Below are 19,975 nucleotides of genomic sequence, written 5' to 3'. Positions count from 1 at the left end.
TTCGACACGAGGATGCCGAATCAAGGCTTTTTGTACAGTTTGCGGAGAAAAGAGGAGAGCCTATGGGAGTCAAACAGCGAAGCACGTATTACACGCCGGAAAAAGTCGAAGCCGTTCGACGCAATGTAGAGCGATATGACTGGGCCAGGCCCTACCGCGAGAAGGCGGTTCGACAGGCGGACGTGTATGTCGAATTGGGGTGGGAGTGGCTGTGGAACGTCCCGGCACCCCAATCGATCCCCCGCAGCTATGCGGTGAATCAGAAGCTCGGCTGCCCGGTATGCGGCGCTGCGCATCATGCCTATGGACGTTGGCCCTGGCTCGCCGATCCGCTGCGCCGGCCGTGGAAGCTTATGTGTCCAAGCTGCGAATCGGTGTTCCCGTCAAACGACTTTGCTTCGTATTATGAGAGCGGGAAGGATGAACAGGGCATTTTTCGACCGGAGCTGGCCGATCCCCGATATTTGCGCAATGAGCTGTATCCGGATCGCGGGGCGGACTGGGGCGTGGACGGCGGATTCGGCTGGAAGGACGAGCAGGGCGAGTATTGGACGTTCATCGCATTCTATAGCCATTGGAAGCTATGGTGCCCTATGATCGATGCTGGCGGCAACAAGTTCCCGGCCACGGACGCGCCTTGGCAGCACGGGGGAATCGTCGCAGCGGGGCTCGTGCAGCTGCGCGATGCCTATCTATATACGGGCGAACTGAAGTATGCGAAGGCGGGAGTCGTCCTGCTGGACCGGGTGGCCGATCTGTATCCGGACATGGACTGCGGGGTTTTCCGCTGGGAGGAAGGGATTCTGAACTCTCACGGGTTGACCGGGCAAGGCAAAATCGTCGGCTGCATCTGGGAGACCGGACTCGTCCGTTCGTTTGTAAGCGCTTATGATGCGTTCTATCCGGCGCTGGAGCAGCAGGAAGCGATGGCGGATGTCGCTTCGTTCCTATCCGACAAGGCGACGCGGTTCCGGCTGTCGAATGGGAAGCGGACGCTCGCCGACATCGGCACGAACATCGAGGACGGGATCATCCGGCAAGTGCTGCCGGGGGTAAAGTCGGCACAGATCAGCGGCAACAACGGGATGCATCAGAGTGCGCTGACGCTGGCGGCTATTGTGCTGGACGAGCCGGGCACGACCGAGGCTATGCTGGATTTCGTGCTGCAGGAAGGCCGGCGGCTGCGGCCTGAGGAGGGTGGCTGGGCGATTACGGGAGGCAATATCCTGCATTCGCTAGTCGCGGATGTCGATCGGGACGGCTTCGGCGACGAATCGGCTCCGTCCTATAACAACATCTGGGTCGATACGTTCAAGATGGTGGCAGACATCCTGCAAGGGTACGACCGGTATCCCGGCGCGGATTTGTACCGCAATCCGAAATTCCGCCAAATGCTGCGCGCCCACGCGGGCTTGCTCATGCTGGACCGCTACATGCCGCAGATCGGGGACAGCGACTCGGCGGGCAATCCCAACGTGCTCTACCGGGTGGAGATGGCGGTTGACACGTTCGAGCGCACGGGCGAGCCGCTGTTCGCGCAGCTCGCAGTGTTGGCGAACGGAGGGACGACGGACGGGCTGCGGGGCGGGCTGTTCTCGACCGACCCGGATCAGGTGCTTAAGGACATTAAGCAAGTGATGGCCGATCACGGCCCATTCCGCCAAGAGAGCGTCCACTTGGGCGGCTATGGCTTCGCGGCGCTCCGGGACGGCGACGGCGACCGGCAGCGCGCGGCGTGGCTCTATCAGGGGCGCAACATGGGGCATGGTCACCGGGATACGCTCAACCTCGGGCTGTACGGGTTCGGCCTGGACTTAGCCCCGGAGCTCGGCTATCCGGAGAAGTGCGACGACGTGCACCAGAAGCGGCATCATTGGGACCTGAGCACGGTGTCGCACAACACGGTCACCGTAGACCGGTGCAAGCAGTCCGATTCGGTCGTTGGCTCGACGCGCCTGTTCGTGGGCGGAGGGGACGTGCAGGCGGTCGAAGCGGAGGCGCCGCACGTCTACCCGCACACATCCGTCTACCGGCGATGTGTCGCCTATGTGCGGGTGGATGACGCACATTCGTATGCGATCGACGTGTTCCAGGTCGAGGGCGGCGACGAGCATGTGTACTCGTTCCACGCGGCGGAGGGCGAGGTGCGTACGGAGGGACTGGCGCTCGAGCGCCAGACGAGCGGCACCTATGCCGGTCCCGACGTGGCGTTCGGGGAGCCGTTCGACGCCGATCCGGCGCTGCGGCTGCGCGACTATAAGGGGAGCGGCTTTCATTATTTGTCCGATGTGGAGCGGGATGCGGCTCCGCCGTCGACGTTCGCCGTCGACTGGGCGATTCGCGACACGTGGGGGGTGCTGGGTGCGGCGTACGCCGAGGACGTCCGGCAGGGGGACGGCATCCACCTGCGGCTGACGATGCTCACGGACGCCGACGAAGTTGCGCTCGCCGACGGGCATCCGTCGACGAACCGGCCCGGCAACCCCGAGCGGCTGCGATACTTGCTTGTGAAGCGCCGCCCAGCGGATCGCGCGAGCCGCTTCGTCGCGGTGCTCGAGCCGAATAAGGGCGAGCGGCTGCTGCGCTCGGTCCGCCGGTGCTCGGTGCGCTTGAGCAGAGCGGGTGCGGAAGCGAGCGCCGGTGCAGGTGCGGGAGCCGGCGCGGGCGGTGCGGAGAGTGCAGGTGCAGGTGCGGGAGCCGGTGCGGGCGGTGTGGCAAGTGCGGGTGCGGGTGAAGGTGTAGGTGCGGAAGCCGGTGAGGGATTGGGCGCTGTGGCAAGTGCGAGTGCAGGTGAGAGCTCAGGCGCTGTGGCAAGTGTGGGTGCGAGTGCGGGAGCCGGTGTGGGATCGGGCGCTGTGGCAAGTGCGGGTGCAGGTGCGGGAGCCGGTGAGGAATCGGGCGGTGTGGCAAGTGCGAGTGCAGGTGAGGGATCGGGCGGCGTGGCAACTGTGGGTGTGAGTGCGGGAGCAGGCGCTGCGGCAGGGATAGCCGAGAGTCGCGCTTCGGGAGTGACGGCGCTGCGGATCGAGCATCGCGACGGCCGCGTCGACTATTATGTCCACGCGGCGGATCCGACCGTGGAGTACACGATCGACGACCGCCTCGTGTTCCAGGGCGCGGTCGGGCTGTATGCCGAACGCGACGGCGAGCCGGTGTACGCGTTCGTCGCGAACGGCCGCCGCCTCGGGCTCGCGGCGGCGGCGAACGGCGGTGCGGCTGCCGCCGGCGCCGCACGCGAAATGGCCGCAGCGGCCGACCCCGCTGCGCGCACCGCCGCCGCCGCTCACGCTCCAGCCGGCCCCGTCCTCGACGGGGTCCGGGCAGCGCTTAGCGGCGACATCCTCGACTTCGGCCGCGAGCTGGCCGAAGCGAACGGGCTGCGGGTTCGCTTCGCCGAACCCGTCCCGGCCGGTCTGGACTTGACCGGCACACACTTGCACGCGGCCGGCGACGGCCGCAACCCGGTGTTCCGCATCTGCGGCTGGACGCCGAGCGACGCGGACCCGCGGGTGGGCTGGCTCGACATCGGCCGCGTCACCCTGATCGACGGCTGGGCGGACCGCGCCGCCGACCCGAGCGCGCCACCCGCCTACAAGTACGCCGTGGCGGCGGGCGACACCTTCACCATTCCGTTGTGGGCGGAATGGAAGCGAAGCGAATCCGAATGCTAATTACGAGGCGGAGGAACGATATGCTATCCATCATCAAAGGCCCTTACCTGCAGTGGCCGACGGCGACGTCCATGACCTTCATGTGGGAGACTTCGGAGGAGGCGAGCGCCCGTGTGGACATCCTGGCCGCGACGCTGGTGCACGACTGGAAGCGGTACGAGCAACCGGAGCACGTGCTGTTCACCGTCACCGAGGAGGCCCCCGCGCGCCTTCACCGCGTAACGGTGAACGGGCTTGAGCCCGGGACCGTCTATTTCTATAAGGTGACATCCGAGTCCGCCGCGAGCGACAGCGGCAGCGACATCGTCGAATCCGGCCCTCATCCGTTCAAGACGGCTGCGGGCCCGGGAGTGCCGTTCTCGTTCACCGTCACAAGCGAGACGGGCGGCTACAGCGGCTTCGACACGACCGGCGGGCAGATCAACACCGCGGTCTTTGAGCAGATGCAGCGCTATCGGCCGGATCTGGCTTTGTTCGTCGGGGACATCGTCAATGACGGGCAGCAATACGAGGATTGGGAGAAATTCTTTTTCGGTCCGGGCCGCTCGTTCCTGACGACGACGCCGGCATACTGCTGCCCGGGCAACCATGAGAATTACGCCGAATCGTACAAAGATTGGTTTGCCTTCCCGCCTCCATCGATCTACTATTCGTTCGATTATGGAGACGTGCACTTCATTTCCCTGGACGCAACCGATTTCGTGAAAAATGCGCATTATCCTCAAGGGGCGGGCGAGATGTCACCGGGCCATGCCCAGTATGACTTCCTCGTTCGCGATCTGGAGGAAGCGGCCGCGGCGAAGTGGAAGATCGTCTTCTTCCACTACCCGCCCTACGTCTCCGGGAGCTACCAGGTCGAGGCGATGCGGGCGCTGTGCCCCGTCCTCGAGCGGCATGGCGTCGATCTCGTGTTCAACTCGCACACGATCGTCTACGAGCGCAGCCATCCGCTACGCGCCGACCGGCTCGACTACGAGGACGGCATCGTCTACATCGTGGCCGGAGGAGCCGGCGCGATGCCGGACTGGCTGCTGCCCAAGCGGGAGTGGCATACGTCCCAATCGGTCGCGGTGCCGCACTTCTTGCAAGTCGTGGCGCTGCCGGACCGGTTGGACATTCGTGCGATCGACATGGACGGGCGCCTATTCGACACGCTCACGATTCGCAAAGACGCGGACGGGCGGAAGTCGTTTTTTTAGTCGGGTTAACTTTTAGATACCATAGTTGAAATATTTGCATCTAATGCGCCAATTGAACCATTTCAGCTTGAATTAGATGAAAATTTTTCCGCTATCTCTTGGGTTCAACCACCCCTCCATGGGCCGGTTCTACCCCCAATCTGCAAAAATTCGCCTGCCGCTTACATGATTGATCCAACATTTGGTTACCCTACATTTTACCAAATGACGGGAGCGGCAGGCGGACTTATGAAACCCTCGACCGACAAAATCCGATTCATTCAAGCCTGCATGTTGCACATGCTGATGACCGGCTTGACCACCCATGTAATTATCAATCCGATGCTGCTGGATGCCTCGGGCCGGGACGCCTGGATCGCGGTTCTGAGCGCCGGGGTGCTGTATATGCCCTGGTGCGCCCTCCTCGCGTTCATCATGAAACGCGCCGGACAGCAAAAGCTGCAGCCTTGGCTCGCCCGTCAGACGAATCCGTTCGTCTCCTGGCTGCTGGTCATTCCTTTTTGCGTGCAGGTGTACCTGATCGGCGCCATGACCATGCTCCATACGACGGCCTGGACCATCACGAACTATTTGCCTGCGACTCCCTTGATCGCCCTGATCATTCCGCTTGCGGCGATCAGCTTCCTATTCGCGATTTCCGGGATACGGTCCATGGCGATCGGAGCCGGATTCATGCTGCCGATTGTGATTATCTTAGGGTACTTCGTTTCTATTTCCAATACGCCGGCCAAGGATTATCAACAGCTGAAGCCATTCCTGGAGAACGGTCTGCCGCCCGTGCTGGCCGGCATGGTGTATGCCGGAAGCGGCTTCGTCGAGCTGTTCGTCATGCTCGGGATCCAGCATCGGATGAAGACGCAAGCGAAGGCGTGGCAGCTGATGACGTTAGGCGCCATTCTGGTGTACATCACCCTCGGCCCGATTATCGGAGCGATTACGGAATTCGGTCCGAAGGAAGCGGCGAAACAGAACATCTCTCCCTACGAGCAATGGAGACTGGTCGAGCTGGGCAATTATGTCGAGCATTTGGACTTCTTTTCCATTTATCAATGGCAGGCCGGGGCCGTCATTCGGATCAGCCTCTCGCTGTACATATTGGCCGAGATGTTGCCCTTCCGTTCCAGCAAAGCCCGGCTATGGGGAATGGCGGTCATCATGTTCAGCTACATGGCGATGTCGCTCATTCCGGTGAGCGAATACGCGTTTTATCTCCTCCGGTATCGATACTACTTTCCCATTGCCCTTGTTGTCGTGCTCGCCACGACTAGTCTATGGGCGGTCATCGCTCTGTTAGGCAAGTCCAGGAAGGAGGCCGGCCTGACATGACTCTGAAAAAGAAAACGGATCTGAACGCAACCCAAGGGCTGTGGACCGAGGAGTTGATTCGAGAGACGTTTCGCTATTCGGCGGACGTGCAGGTGCTCTCGGTCCAGCTGACCGCCGATCGCGAGTCGACGCTCATTCTCGCGTACGCGGACGGCTTGAGCGACGACCGCCTGCTGGGGGAGATTGTCCTGCCGCAGCTTCGGCTGGTGTGGGAAACGGAAGGGCCGGATGGATTTTGCGGGAAACGCGTTCACGGCACCCTGCCCCTCCTTCCCATAGATGGGGGTGAATCGGCTGACGCGTTGGCGGAATGGCTGTTTCAGGGCGACGTCCTGCTGCTTCTGCCTGAAGCGGCGATCTCGTCCGGCGAACCGCCGTTCCTATTCCGGATGAGTATTAGCCAACGGCCTGTCCGCATGCCGGATGAGTCCAATACGGAGATCTCGATCAAAGGACCGAGAGACGGCTTCGTCGAGGATCTCATCACCAATGTGTCGCTCGTCCGCAAGCGGCTGCGCAGCCCATCCCTCCATTATGAAGCCTTCACGCTCGGCCGTCGGACGAAGTCCAAGGCGGCTCTGCTCTACATGGGGGACATCGCGCCTTCGGCCGTCATCGAGGAAGCGAGGAACCGGCTGAGGAACATCGATATGGACGGCATCTTCAGCATCGGCCAGCTGGAAGAGCAGCTGGCCGACAGCAAGTATTCCCTGCTCCCGACGCTGGATACCACCGGCCGGCCGGACTATATCGTCCAGAGCTTGTTGGCCGGCCGGTTCGCCGTGATCCTGGACGGCAACCCGATGGTGCTGATCGGGCCTGCGGGCCTGTCCATGCTGCTCAAGTCGCCGGAGGATGCGTACTTCAATTTCTATTACATCTCGTTCGCCCGTGCGATCCGTTTTTTTAGCTTTTTCCTGTCGATCTTGCTGCCCGGCATCTGGGTCTCCTTGTCCGCCTTCCATCAGGACCAGATTCCGTTCCGGCTCATGGCTACGATCGTGACCGCCCGATTGGGCTTGCCGTTCTCCGCGCAGATGGAGCTGTTCCTGCTGCTCGTGCTGCTCGAGATCTTCCGCGAGGCCGGGCTGCGGCTGCCCAGCGCGATCGGCCAGACCTTGACCGTCATCGGCGGTCTGATCATCGGAGACGCCTCCATCCGGGCCGGTCTCGTCTCGCCTTCCGTCGTCGTGGTCGGCGCGATTACTGCGGTGTCCGGTGCAACGCTGGTCAACCAATCGCTTAGCGCGGCCGTCAGCGTGCTGCGCTTTTGCCTGTTTTTGCTCTCCGCGGTACTGGGCATGTACGGCCTGCTGCTCGGCATTATCCTGATGGTGGCCTATATGTCCCGGCTCGGGTCCTACGGCGTTCCGTTCCTGACGCCGATCTCGCCTCCGGTGTTTCGGGATATGATCCAATCGTTCCTGCGCGTGCCTTGGGACAAGATGAAGAAGCGCCCGGCCTTCCTCCGCACATCGGATACGACGAAGGAGGGGGAAGAGGGCTCATGAGGCGTGTCGGGAACATCGCATGCTGTACGCTGCTCCTCCTGCTGCTCAGCGGATGCTGGAATTCCAAGGACATTCAGAATTTGGCGTACATCACGGCGATTGGCATGGACTACGAGGACGGCAAATTCATTACGTACGCCCAAGTGCTCAATTTTACGACAGTGGCCAAGCAGGAGACGGCCGAAGTCGGGAAGAAGATCCCGGTCTGGATCGGAAGAGGCGAGGGCCGGTCGGTGACGGAATCGCTCACTTCGCTGTATGCGACATCGCAGTATCGGATTTACTGGGGGCACGTCAAGGTTGTCATTTTCAGCGAGCGGATCCTGAAGCGGGGCGTTTATGAGGTGTATGACATGTTCAACCGGTACAGGGAGATCCGCTATAACATTTTGCTGTACGGGACCAAGGAAAAGCTCGTCGACATTCTGAGCCAAAAGTCGATGTTCAACCAGGCTCCGCTGAACACGCTCATTTTTAGCCCCAAAGAGGTCTTTGCCCAGCGTTCCTTCATCCTGCCGATGCAAGGCTACAAGTCGATCGCTCGTCTGCACGACGGGAGCCACTCGGTTCTGTTGCCCACCGTTTCCCTGAATAAGAATCGCTGGAGCGAGGACCAGAACCTGAAATCGATGTTCCAAATCGACGGCGCCTTTTATTTCCAAACCGGTTACGTGCTGTCCGGCTGGCTGTCGGAGCAGGAGCTGAGGGGAGGACGCTGGGTGCAAAAGAAGCTCGACCGGTCGCCCATCAACATTCCGGATGACGAGCATCCCCATGCAGGGCTTATTCTGGAGAAGCCGAAGCCGCGGCTCGAGACGATCTTCGAGAACGGCAAGGTGCGGTTCCGGGTGAAGATCCGGTTGAAGGGGTACGTGGACGAAATGCATAGCGATATAAGCGAGCGGCAGATGGAGGAGGAGGCGGCCAACAAGGTCAAGGCGGAAGTGGAGGAAGCTTTTCGCAACGGATTGAAGATTAAGGCCGACGTGTTGGGACTGGAGGAGCATCTGTACCGGAATCATCCGCAAAAATGGAAGCAGCTGGGCGCCGACCAGCGGATGATCCTGACCGAGGACTCGCTCGCGGAAGTGACCGTAAAGGTGAAGCTGAAGCATACCGGCAAATACAAGGGACGCTCCAGCTAGCGCGGGCGGACCCGCAAGAAGGCGGAGCCTCCGGGCTCCGCCTTCCGTGTTGCTGGGTCGCGCTATACGACCGGGAAGTGCCACGCCGGCTCGAGCCGGTGCACGCCCTGCGGGCGATAGCCGAGTGCCGGCGCGATCCCGCAGGCGTCGGCCAGCAAGTAGATGATGCTGAGCCACATCTCGGTGCCTTGCAGCCCTGGGGCATGCACGGTCTCCAGCTCGAAGCTGAAGCCCCGGCCCGGCTGCCAGCGGGTGAGCGTCCGCTCCAGCTGCGCCCGCGCCCACTGGACGATGTCGGCCCGCCGGTAGTCGGTCTGCTTCATGCACAGCCAGAGCGGGTGGATCACATCGAGCACGTTGCACGCATTGCCGAGATCGTCCCGGAAAAACTGCCGGTTGCGCGTATGCGCGAGCACCGAGTCGATCGTCGTGTTCGGATACGGCAGCGGCATCCCGAACTGCGCGTACGTGGAGCGGGTCAACCGGTAAAAGCCGTTGACCGGCTGCATCAGCCCTTCCTTCGCGGTCGGCCTGCCCCAGAGGCCGGTCGTCGGGTCGGCATGCGTATGCAGCCAGCCGAACAGGTCGTCCGGCCGCTTCGCCGACCCGAAGTGGCGGGCGTTGATGTACAGCCCGGTCGCATAGCTGTCGATCCAGTTTCCCGCGCTCCAGGCGTTCGTCTCCCACGGCAGCGCGTCTAGGCTGCGGAAGAGCGACTCCGATGTGCGCCGCTCGATCACGTGAACCGGATGCTCCACATGGCTGCCGAGCACCTCGAGGGCATAGCCGACCGCGAGCAAGTAGTAACCCGACAGAGTGTTCGGCAGGAAGTCCGGCTCGTCGCTGACCGGATCGGGAGCCGCCCACGGATCGGGGATGAGCCCGGTCTTCGGATCCTGGAAGCTCCGAAGCTTCGCAATCATTTGCTCGCGCGTGAAGCCCGGCGGCAGCTCCCCGAACATGGCCGCGATCTCGGTCGCATCGCAGTACGCCCGCCCGGTGCGCTTGAAGCCGGTCTTGTCGATGTAATAGGGCTCGGCGCCGGCTTCGTCCTGCACGAGGTAAGCCGACAGGACGTCCTGCAGCTCCTCCTTCACTTGCCGGCCGAATGCCGCGAGGCGCTGCTCGAGCGCCGTCCCGCCGGTGGCAGTGGCTGCGCCGTCTACCCGCGCCACAGTCGCGACGGCGTCTGCCGCCTCCGACGTCGCGGCGATCGCGGCTTGCGCGGCGGCTTCCGCCGTCGCCACGCCGTCCGAGGCCACCCGGCTGCGGAGGACGCGTGCCGGACTGCCGCCAACGATACTGTATGGCGGCACGTCCTTCGTGACGACGGCGCCCGCGCCGATGATTGTATGGGCGCCGACGCGCACGCCGTCGACGATGACGGCATTGGCGCCGATCCAGACGTCGTCGCCGATCTCGATGCCCTTCGACGTCGTCGGCTGGCGGAAGATCGGCACCTCGGCCGAATCGAAGCCATGATTGAACCCATAGATGCTCGCGAGCGAAGCGATCCGCACTCCGTCGCCCATCGTCACTTTGCCCGATACGACGGCATACGCATTGATCGTGCAGTCGGAGCCCATATGGAGCGTCGTGTTGCGCACGATGGCCCCGGCCGCGATATAGCTCCGGTCTCCCATCCGCAGCGAGTTCGGGAAGACGATCGCTTCCGGAGCGACGAAGCAGTCGACCCCGAATGTGCAGTCATAAGCTTCGGCGAGCTTTCCTTGAATCTGCGCTTGGCTCTCGCGTTCCTCGTCATTGTTCCGAATCCACGGCATGTAATCCACGTCTCGAATAGACTTTTCCACTGTGGTCAGCATCCTTTCCGAACCGCATGTATTCGGCTCCAGTGTAGCACTTCGCGGCTGGGATCAACATGGCCAGAAAGCTTGGAATCTTGTCAAAAACGCCGCTCTATCCTATGCTGAAGGCAAGAGTGACATGATGAGGGGAGGCGTCGAAAATGTCGCAGGTGGCCGGACTGCCCAGCAACCTTTGGATGACGATTCAATGGATGGACGACAAACGCACCGCAAGCGGGTGGAGGGACATCCGACAAAATACGAAGGTGCACAGCTTCTACTGGATTCGGGCGGGCCGAGGGACATTCGTAACCGATGAGCCGGTGCGCGTAAAATCGGGGATGCTGTTCTACCTGAAGCCCGGTCTGTCGATGTCCATGGAGTCGGATGACGAGGAGCCGCTGCGCATCTCCATGGTGCTGCTCAAACTGTACACGGTCGAGCAAGAAATGGCCGTCCCGGTCCAAGAGCTGGACTTGCCGTTCGTGACCCAGGTTGGCGGCGAGTCGCAGCAGCGATTGGACGAGGGGTTCGAGGCGCTCACATCCGGATGGGTGCCGGGTCAGCCGGCCGAGGAGCTCCGTGCCAAGGCAGTGCTGTACGAGCTGCTGTACGAGATCGTCCAGCTCCAGTATTCCAGCCCGGCCGCCGAGATCGGCCCGGAGCTGTTCCGGCGCATTAAGGGTGAGCTGGAACGCGATTTCGGTGAGCCGCTTCGGCTGAAGGAGGTCGCGGCCCGCAGCGGCATCTCGGTGTCCCATCTGCGCGAGCTGTTCCACCGGTACCTCGGGATGAGCCCGAAGAGTTACCTCGACCAGGTGCGCAACGAGCATGCGAAGAAACGGCTCATCTACACGAGCCTGACGGTGCGGGAGATCGGAGAGAGCTGCGGTTACGCGGACGAATACCACTTCAGCAAACGGTTCAAGCAAGCGAACGGCCTCCCGCCGCTCGCGTTCCGGATGCGGAACCGCTAAGCAGTTGTCTCTCTGCGGCAACGGCCGGGAATGGTGGCGGACGAGAATAAGGGCCTTCCTGGCCAGGAAGGCCCTCCAGGGCGGGACTTAATCCACCTCACAAGATGGGCGACAGCAGATTGGAGATGCCCTCCATCAGGCGATGCCAGAGGGAGCGGTTGTCGTACTCGGCTTCGGTCAGCTCAACGGAATCCTTCATGTCCTCCAGGAAGATGTTCTGGAGCTTCTGCGACGTCGGCGCGTGGTAGAGGACGGCGTTCGTTTCGAAATTCAGCTTCAGGCTGCGCTGGTCGAAATTCGCCGTACCCACGGTGGAGATGGTGCCGTCGATGATAAGCGCTTTGGCGTGCAGGAAGCCTTTGCGGTACAGATAACATTTCACTCCGGCCGGCAGCAGCTCCCCGACGTAATAGAGAGAGGCCCAGTGTACGAACAAGTGGTCCGCGTCGTAGGGAATCATCACCTTGACCTCGATGCCGGACAAGGCGGCGATGCGGAGGGCATTCTGCAGGCTCTCGTCCGGGATGAAGTAAGGGGTTTGCAAATAGATGCTGCGGCGCGCCGAGTGGATCATTTTGATGTACATGTTCTCGATGTGGCTCCACTTCTGGTTCGGTCCGCTCGCGATCAATTGGATCGGCACGTCGCCGTGGCCCGGCTCCTCCACGGGAGGGAAGTACGTCGGATTATAGTCGACGGGCGTCTGGGAGGCCAAATTCCAGTCGCGGATGAACAGGGCTTGGAGCGAATGGACGCTGTTGCCTCGCAAACGCAGGTGCGTGTCGCGCCAGAAGCCGAATTTTTTGCTCAGCCCTATGTACTCGTTGCCCACGTTGAAACCGCCGATGTAGCCGATCTTCCCGTCGATGACGACGACTTTGCGATGATTCCGGTAGTTCACCCGCAAATTCAGGTAAGGGATGCGCGAGGGGAAGAACGCTGCCCGTTGCCCGCCCGCCGCGGTGAAAGCGCGGAAGAACTTGTCGTTCAGCTGCCGCGACCCGATGTCGTCGTACAGAATGCGCACCTGCACGCCTTCCGCCGCTTTCCTCGTCAAAGCTGCTAGGACGCGTTGGCCGAGCTCGTCGGTATTGATGATGTAATATTGGAAATGAATGTGATGCTGGGCCGCTTCAATCTTGGCTAACAAATCCTCGAACTTGGAATTGCCCTCGGTGAACAGCTCCACTTCGTTGTTTTGGGTGAGCAGCGCCTTGTTCGCCTTGACGTTCAAGTAGATCGTATCCTTGTAATGCTCGATCTCCGGATCCTTGTACTCGATTTGCCCTTCGTGGATGCGTCGGGCTTGCGCCTGGGTCAGCTTGCGCATGATCTCGACTTCCCGCTCGTTCAGGCGGTACAGCTTGCGCCGGCTCATTTTTTGCCCCAGGATGATGTAGAGCACGAAGCCCACGATGGGGACGAACAGAAGCACCATGAGCCACGACCAAGTGGCGGCGACATTGCGGCGTTCCAGGAACACGACCGCGACCGCTAGGAGGATGTTGATGATGAGGATGTAGATCGATATGCCTTGCTGCAGCGAGAACATGAATGACACCCCGGGATTATATTTGTAGAAGTACGGTCGACGTTGCTCTACCATTGTACACTTGTTAGAAGCTGGAATAAAGCGGGCGCCATAAAGCTCTTTTATCGGATGCAAAGATTTTGGTATTTTACTTTATCTTCGTAATGAGGTAAGTTGATTATAAAAGTAAAATGCTTAGGGAGACTGATGACAATGCCAATTCAACTTAGCATTCAGCGAGCACAGCAGCTCAAGGCGAAACCGGACGAGAAGAAGCTCGGTTTCGGGCAATATTACACCGATCATATGTTGATTATCGACTATACGAAAGGCCAAGGTTGGCACGACGCCAGAATCGTCCCGTACGCTCCGATCTCGCTCGATCCGGCTGCCATGGTGCTGCACTATGGACAAGCGATTTTCGAGGGGATGAAGGCGTTCCGCACGGAGAAGGGCGAGATTCTGCTGTTCCGTCCGGACAAGAACATGGAGCGCATGAACGTCTCGAACGATCGGCTCAGCATTCCTCCGGTGGACGGGGACTTCTTAATTCACGCCATTAAGGAACTTGTGCACCTGGAGCAAGATTGGGTGCCGAGCGAGCCGGGCACTTCGCTCTATATCCGTCCTTTCATTATTGCCACGGAAGCCTGCCTCGGCGTCAGAGCTTCGTACCAATATATGCTTATGGTCATTCTGTCTCCGGTCGGCGCCTACTATTCGGAAGGGATCAAGCCGGTCAAGATCAACGTGGAGAGCGAGTATGTGCGCGCCGTCCGCGGCGGAACGGGCCATGCCAAGACCGCGGGCAACTATGCGTCCAGCATCAAGGCGCAGGAGGAAGCGAAGGAAGGCGGCTACGCGCAAGTACTATGGCTCGACGGCGTGGAGAAAAAGTACATTGAGGAAGTCGGCAGCATGAACGTGTTCTTCAAAATCAATGGCGAAGTTGTCACGCCGGAGCTGAACGGCAGCATCCTGCAGGGCGTCACCCGGGATTCCGTGCTCCAGCTGCTGAAGAGCTGGAACGTTCCGGTTACGGAGCGCCGCGTGTCGATCCAGGAGCTGTACGACGCGTCGGCGAACGGTACGCTCGAGGAAGCGTTCGGCACGGGCACCGCGGCTGTAATCTCGCCCATCGGCGAGCTGAGTTGGGAAGGCAGGGTCATCCAGATCAACGGCGGAGTGATCGGGCCGATCGCCCAGCGGCTGTACGATTCCATCACCGGTATCCAGAACGGCACGCTCGCTGATCCGTTCGGGTGGACGGTACAGGTGGAGACGGCTAAGGCGTAATAAACCAAAAGCGGAGAAAAGGCCATTCTTAGGTCTCTTGTGACCTCAGGATGGCCTTTTTTGTGGTTTTCGGATCATTGACAGCCCATTTTATATCATGTAAATTATACATGTAAATAATACGGATGAAAGGAGGCTTATGTTCTTTACGTCCATCTAAGACTGAAACCTGCACTAGAATTGGAGCTGAATTGCTGACTTTCACTACAACATGTAACCGCTTGCAGACGAATGTGAACCGACACTATTCGTAAAAGAGGAGTTGTTCCTGTTGGTGAGATCTATCCGGTTATCCAAAGGTTTATGTGTTTTATTGATCATTGCTCTCCTCCTTCCTTTCTTCCAAGCACCAAGCCAAACTACATATGCAGAAGGTGTTGAAGTGCAACAAGAAAATTCGCTGCCCCCGAACGGCGGATTCGAGGAATCGACTAACGGCAAACCGTTGAATTGGGTGTTGTACGATCCGAACCAGGTGTATCAAACGACCACGGAGCAGGTGTATGGAGGCTCGTATAGCGCCAAAATCACCAATCTTACTTCATCCGCGGGACTACGCAGCGCGAAGATGCCCGTCACGCCGGGGACGATGTACGAGGCATCCGTCATGTCCTACAATCTGGACGCCAATTCGGATCTGTATCTCGAATTTTGGGATGCCTCCAACAAACGGTTGACTCCGGTCACCACGAAAACCAACTCCACCAGAACGCAATGGGTCCGCACGGACATTCGGGCGCAAGCCCCGGCGGGCGCGGTATCGGCGACGCTGCTGCTCTACCTGTCCAGCGCGAATAAAGGCACGGCCTACTTTGACGATGCCAAGTTCAGCGCAGCCTCCGTTCAATCCTCTTTCGATCATCTCGTCGTGAATACATCCAAAACGTTATATCAAGTAGGCGATACCGGCACGCTCAAATGGTATGGCTTGAGAAGTGACGGTTCCTTGTTGAAAGACTCGGAGATCTCACAGGTCTCCTATACAAGCATGAACCCCGACGTCTTCGCGGTGCATCCGTCCAATGGGAGCTTCCAGGCGTTGTCCGCCGGCAGCAGCGAGATCAAGGTGAAGGTCACCTCGGGCGGGGTTACCCATACGTCCATCATTACGCTTCGGGCCGACGATTTCAGCGGCACAATTCGGAGCAGTAAAACCAAAAGCACGTATTATAAGGACACGAAGCTCCAGAACCTCCGGGACAATCTGGCGAAATATGAGTGGGCGCGCGCCGAGCGGGACTCGGCGGTGACGACTGCGGCTCCCTATTTGGCCATCGACGATCAAAAGCTGTGGAGCATCGTCACCTCCCAGAGTGTATCCCGCAGTCTGGGGATCGCGACCCGGTACAAGCTAAGAGTGAAGGGAAGTCCCGATCCTGCGGATTCAACCATCAGCAATTATGGTAATTACCCATGGAAAATCGACGTCATCAACAAGCCTTGGAAGCTGCAAAGTCCGGTCACCGGACGCTACTTCCCGACCAACGACTTCGCTTCGTTCTACGAGAGCGGGATCGACGAGTACGGGGCGTTCGATTATAAACTCGCTATGCAAAACGGCTCCGCCTATTTAACCAACCTGGAAACCCCCGGCTCCAAGTGGGGGGTCGACGACGGCTGGGGCTGGATGGAAGACAATGACGACATTTGGACTTTTATTGCCTACTATAATCATTGGGGAATCTGGTACAGCGGGTTCATTACCAAAGCTCTGGACAGTCTGAGAAATGCGTACCTGTATACGGGCAATCCGGAGTATGCTTACAAAGGGCTTATTCTCCTGGACCGGGTAGCGGATCTGTACCCCGACATGGATGTCACGGCTTATCCGTGGAACAAAGGGTTCGATAACGGAGACCCGGGCATTCATACCGCGCAAGGAAAAGCCGTGAACGATATATGGGAGACCGGGTTGGTCAAGAGCCTGGTGCTTGCCTACGATGCGTTCTTCCCCGAGGCCCAAAGTCAGGAGAATCGATTGGTGTCGTTCCTGTCGGCCCAGTCGGCCAAGTACCACATGGCAAACCCCAAAAATTCGGCGGCCGCCATCAAGAAGAACATCGAAGACAATATCGTACGGGTGGTCTATCCCGGTATGAAGCAATCCCAGATTCGCGGCAATATGGGGATGCATCAAAGCGCCTTGGCGCTCGCTGCGGTCGTGCTGGATGAAGAGAACACTTCCAAGACGTGGTTGGATTATGTGTTCCAAACTGGGGGGCTGGTGACGGTGAAAGATCCGGACCGCCCCTATGGCAGGCAGTATCAAGTGACGGGCGGCGATCTGAATCGGCTGCTGGTGGATGAGATCGACCGGGATGGGATGGGGAACGAAGCCGCCCCCGGCTATAACGCTTTATGGCTGAATACGTTTTTGGAAACGGCAGAGTACCTGGACGGCTACGAGCGGTATCCGGTGTTTGATATTTACCAACATGTCAAATTTCAGAAAATGTTCTCCGCCTTCTACCAGTTGACGATGCTCGGCAAATATACCCCTTCGATCGGCGACTCCGGCTTTTTGGGTTCGCCGGGCGTAGTCGGGAATATGAATCATGATCTGCTGGCCTTCGAGAGATGGCGCGATCCGCTTCAGGCCCAGCTGATTTATCTGAAAAACGGCAATTCGGCGAACGGCCTCCACGGAAGTATTTTCTCCGCCAATCCGGAGCAGATCGGACTCGACATTGCGAATGTCATACAGTCGCGAGGCCCCTTGCAGCTGGACAGCACGTTAATGAGCGGGTACGGTCTGGCGGCACTTCGCGATGGGGATCCGGCCACGCTGCAGACGGACGGCACGGTATTCGATTTCAAGGACTTGAAGATTGTATCCGCCAATCGCGGCACCAAGTATTTGCCTGCCTATGGCGCCTTGCTCTTCCAGAACCTTGATGACACCGACGGGGCGATTACGTTCGAGTTCAACGTTCCGGCATCGGGCGAATACGGCATTGACTTCCTGCCGAACAAGGCGACCAGCTATGGCAAATACAAGGTGGCCGTGGACGGACTGGAAGTCGGATCGTATGACTTCTATGGCGGTTCGGCTCCGAGCAGCTTCACTACGTTAACGAACCGCTCGCTGGAGGCCGGTCCGCATACGATCTCCTTCGTGTACGAAGACCGGAATCCGGCGTCGACCGGGTATTACGCGGCCTTCAAGAAGCTGGCTCTGGTCACGCCGGAAGAGCGGGAGCGCCAGGAGACGGCCAAGCCGGATACGCAGCGCGATATCTGGATGTATTTCGGCAGGAACGGCGGCCACGGCCACAAGGATACGCTTAACTTGGGTCTCCACGCGTACGGGATGGATCTGGCGCCGGATCTGGGCTACCCGGATGTAACCGGCAACGACCCCAAGCGGATGGAGTGGACGGAGAACACAATCTCTCACAATACCGTGATGGTGGACAAATCCAAGCAAAGCAACTCGATTGTCGGACTTCCGCGGCATTTCGACGGCAACGGGAATGTGCAGCTGTTCGATGTCGAGGCTCCTGATGTATATCCGAATACGGACCTGTACCGCCGCACCACCTCGCTGATCAAGGTGGATGACGAGCGTTCGTATGCCGTCGACTTTTTCCGGGTCGAGGGCGGCAGCAACCACACGTTCAGCTTCCATAGCGCCGATGCGACCGTGACTACGGAAGGGCTGGAGCTGGTCCCGCAAAAGGATAGCAGCGGCAAGTACGTGGGGACTTATGCGGGAGCCGACGTTCCTTATGGCCAGAAGGAGCCGGGAAGCGGTTCGGGCAGCGGGTACAAGGGGAGCGGGTTCCATTATTTGTTCGACGTGGACCGGGCTTCGTCTCCGCAAGCGCCCTTCAGCGTGGATTGGAAGGTGAAGGACACATGGGGGATTGACCCTGCCGATCCGAACGTTCACCTTCGCCTGACTATGCTGAATTCGGTCGACGGAGTGGCGCTGGCCAGCGGTCAACCGCCTCAGAACAACGCGAAGAGTCCCCCGTCGGTCCGGTATATGGTAGCGGAGAGGACGGGCGACAACCTGAAATCGACGTTTGCTTCGGTAATCGAGCCGTACAAGAGTGAACGCTTTATCGAATCGATCGAACGGGTTGCCGTGAGCAAGGCCGGATCTCCGGTAACCGATGAGTCGGTTCAAGCGGTGAAGGTAACTTTGAAAAATGGAAGAACCGACTACGTCATTTACTCGCTGGATCCGAATTCGATTTATACCATAGACAATCAACTGCAGTTCAAGGGATTCTTCGGGGTCTATTCGGAGCGAAACGGGCAATACGAGTCGGTCTATCTGAACGACGGGACCCTGCTCGGCTTGCTGGAGGAACCCGTGATTCAGCAGTCATTCGGCAGCTTGGACGGGACGATTGCCGATTTCACGAAGACGATGTCCTTGCATAACGAGCTTATCGTGAATCTCGATCTTCGCGGCATACAGCCGGAGTCGCTCGTAGGCCGTATGATTCATATTGACAATGACGGCGTTCGGAACGGCACATACGAGATCAAAGGCTTGACTCGTGTCGGTCCAAACCAGTATCGGGTCGATCTGGGGGACATCACGCTCATCCGCTCCTATCGGGATTCGAATGATTTCAGCCAAGGATACGTCTACGATATTGCGCCAGGTGCGGCCTTCCGCATTCCGTTGTCCTTTACCCCGCCTGTGGTCACCTCGATCCGACTGAGCGGGATCCCCTCTCCGCTGCAGGCGGGCACGGTCAAGCAAACGGTAGTAACGGCAACCTACAGCAACGGCGCAGAGGCGGATGTAACCCGCTGGGCGCATTATACGAGCTCCGACCCGAGCGTGGCGGAATTTACGGATACGGGGCTGCTTTTGGCCCGAAAAGCCGGAACGACCGTAGTTAAGGCGACATATGGAGAGTTCGTGTCCGAAGCCTTCACACTGCAGGTGGAAGGCGCTGCGAAGAGCACGGCCAAGCCGGGGGTTCCTGTTCTCTCCCATGACAACGGGTACGATTACGGCTTATTGGACGGCCGATACAACGTCACGATGAACTTGTGGTATGGGCAAAACGGCTGGATCTACAAGCTGTATGAAAACGATGTGGTCGTCGATACGCAGATCCTGTCCGATCAGACCCCGGCTCCTCAGTCGGCGGTGACCGCCATCAGCGGCAAGACGAACGGCACCTACCGGTATCGGGCGGAGCTCACGAACGGACATGGAACGACGAGCAGCGATCCTCTCGTCGTCACCGTCAAGGATGCAGCGCCAGGCAAGCCTGTATTGGCTCATAATAACTGGGACGGAGACGGCCGCTATGAAGTGAGCATGAATCTGTGGTGGGGGACGAACGGAGGCACGTATCGCTTATACGAGAACGGGGTGCTGATCGATACCCAGACCTTGACCGAACGAACGCCTAACGCCCAAACCGCTGTTACAAGCGTAGCGAACCGAAGCAAGGGTACGTATGAATATCGGGCGGAGCTGGTCAACTATGCTGGTGTAACTGCAAGCGACAGGCTGACTATCATCGTCGACAAGTGAAT

At 59.4% G+C, this 19,975-nt stretch carries 10 protein-coding genes; 8 read left to right on the top strand and 2 right to left on the bottom strand.

From position 1 onward, the window contains the following. Positions 1-62: 62 nt before the first annotated feature. From ACI5FR_RS02230 to ACI5FR_RS02210, 5 genes are all read left to right on the top strand, one after another. Positions 63-3,671 (top strand): heparinase II/III domain-containing protein, encoded by a 3,609-nt coding sequence (locus ACI5FR_RS02230; protein ID WP_405449703.1) that lies wholly within the window; start codon positions 63-65, stop codon positions 3,669-3,671. Between the two features lie 20 nt (positions 3,672-3,691). Then, positions 3,692-4,870, top strand: coding sequence for a purple acid phosphatase family protein (locus ACI5FR_RS02225; protein WP_405449700.1), 1,179 nt, complete (start codon positions 3,692-3,694; stop codon positions 4,868-4,870). 228 nt (positions 4,871-5,098) lie between these two features. Next, on the top strand, positions 5,099-6,196 hold the full coding sequence (locus tag ACI5FR_RS02220) for an endospore germination permease (protein ID WP_405449698.1): 1,098 nt from the start codon (positions 5,099-5,101) through the stop codon (positions 6,194-6,196). Beyond that, positions 6,193-7,707, top strand: a complete 1,515-nt coding sequence (locus ACI5FR_RS02215; protein ID WP_405449695.1) for a spore germination protein — start codon at positions 6,193-6,195, stop codon at positions 7,705-7,707. Before ACI5FR_RS02220 ends, ACI5FR_RS02215 begins: the two co-directional genes overlap by 4 nt. After that, positions 7,704-8,852, top strand: a complete 1,149-nt coding sequence (locus ACI5FR_RS02210) for a Ger(x)C family spore germination protein (RefSeq protein ID WP_405449692.1) — start codon at positions 7,704-7,706, stop codon at positions 8,850-8,852. The genes ACI5FR_RS02215 and ACI5FR_RS02210 overlap by 4 nt, the downstream gene beginning before the upstream one ends. Before the next feature lie 62 nt (positions 8,853-8,914). Here ACI5FR_RS02210 and ACI5FR_RS02205 read toward each other — a convergent pair whose 3' ends face one another. Further along, entirely contained in the window at positions 8,915-10,666 is a 1,752-nt protein-coding gene (locus tag ACI5FR_RS02205; RefSeq protein ID WP_405449689.1) for an acyltransferase, read from the bottom strand. Positions 10,667-10,821: 155 nt separating this feature from the next. Between ACI5FR_RS02205 and ACI5FR_RS02200 the strand changes: the two genes are divergently transcribed. Then, a complete protein-coding gene (locus tag ACI5FR_RS02200) occupies positions 10,822-11,637 on the top strand; it encodes an AraC family transcriptional regulator (protein WP_405449686.1) in 816 nt (271 codons plus the stop codon). Positions 11,638-11,734: 97 nt separating this feature from the next. On the opposite strand, the gene cls is transcribed toward ACI5FR_RS02200, so the two are convergent. After that, complete coding sequence (gene cls, locus ACI5FR_RS02195; protein WP_405449684.1) at positions 11,735-13,189, bottom strand: cardiolipin synthase; 1,455 nt, start codon at positions 13,187-13,189, stop codon at positions 11,735-11,737. A 192-nt stretch (positions 13,190-13,381) separates the two neighbouring features. Between cls and ACI5FR_RS02190 the strand changes: the two genes are divergently transcribed. Beyond that, positions 13,382-14,464: a branched-chain amino acid aminotransferase gene (locus ACI5FR_RS02190; protein ID WP_405449681.1), complete on the top strand. Its 1,083-nt coding sequence runs from the start codon at positions 13,382-13,384 to the stop codon at positions 14,462-14,464. A 382-nt stretch (positions 14,465-14,846) separates the two neighbouring features. After that, positions 14,847-19,973, top strand: a complete 5,127-nt coding sequence (locus ACI5FR_RS02185) for a heparinase II/III domain-containing protein (RefSeq protein WP_405449680.1) — start codon at positions 14,847-14,849, stop codon at positions 19,971-19,973. Positions 19,974-19,975: the final 2 nt, after the last annotated feature.

The sequence above is a fragment of the Paenibacillus sp. HJGM_3 genome (assembly GCF_045062745.1).
In the GTDB taxonomy this organism is placed as follows: domain Bacteria; phylum Bacillota; class Bacilli; order Paenibacillales; family NBRC-103111; genus Paenibacillus_AA.
The sequence above is the reverse complement of the archived record's forward strand: the minus strand, read 5'-3'. Positions and strand labels throughout refer to the sequence as shown.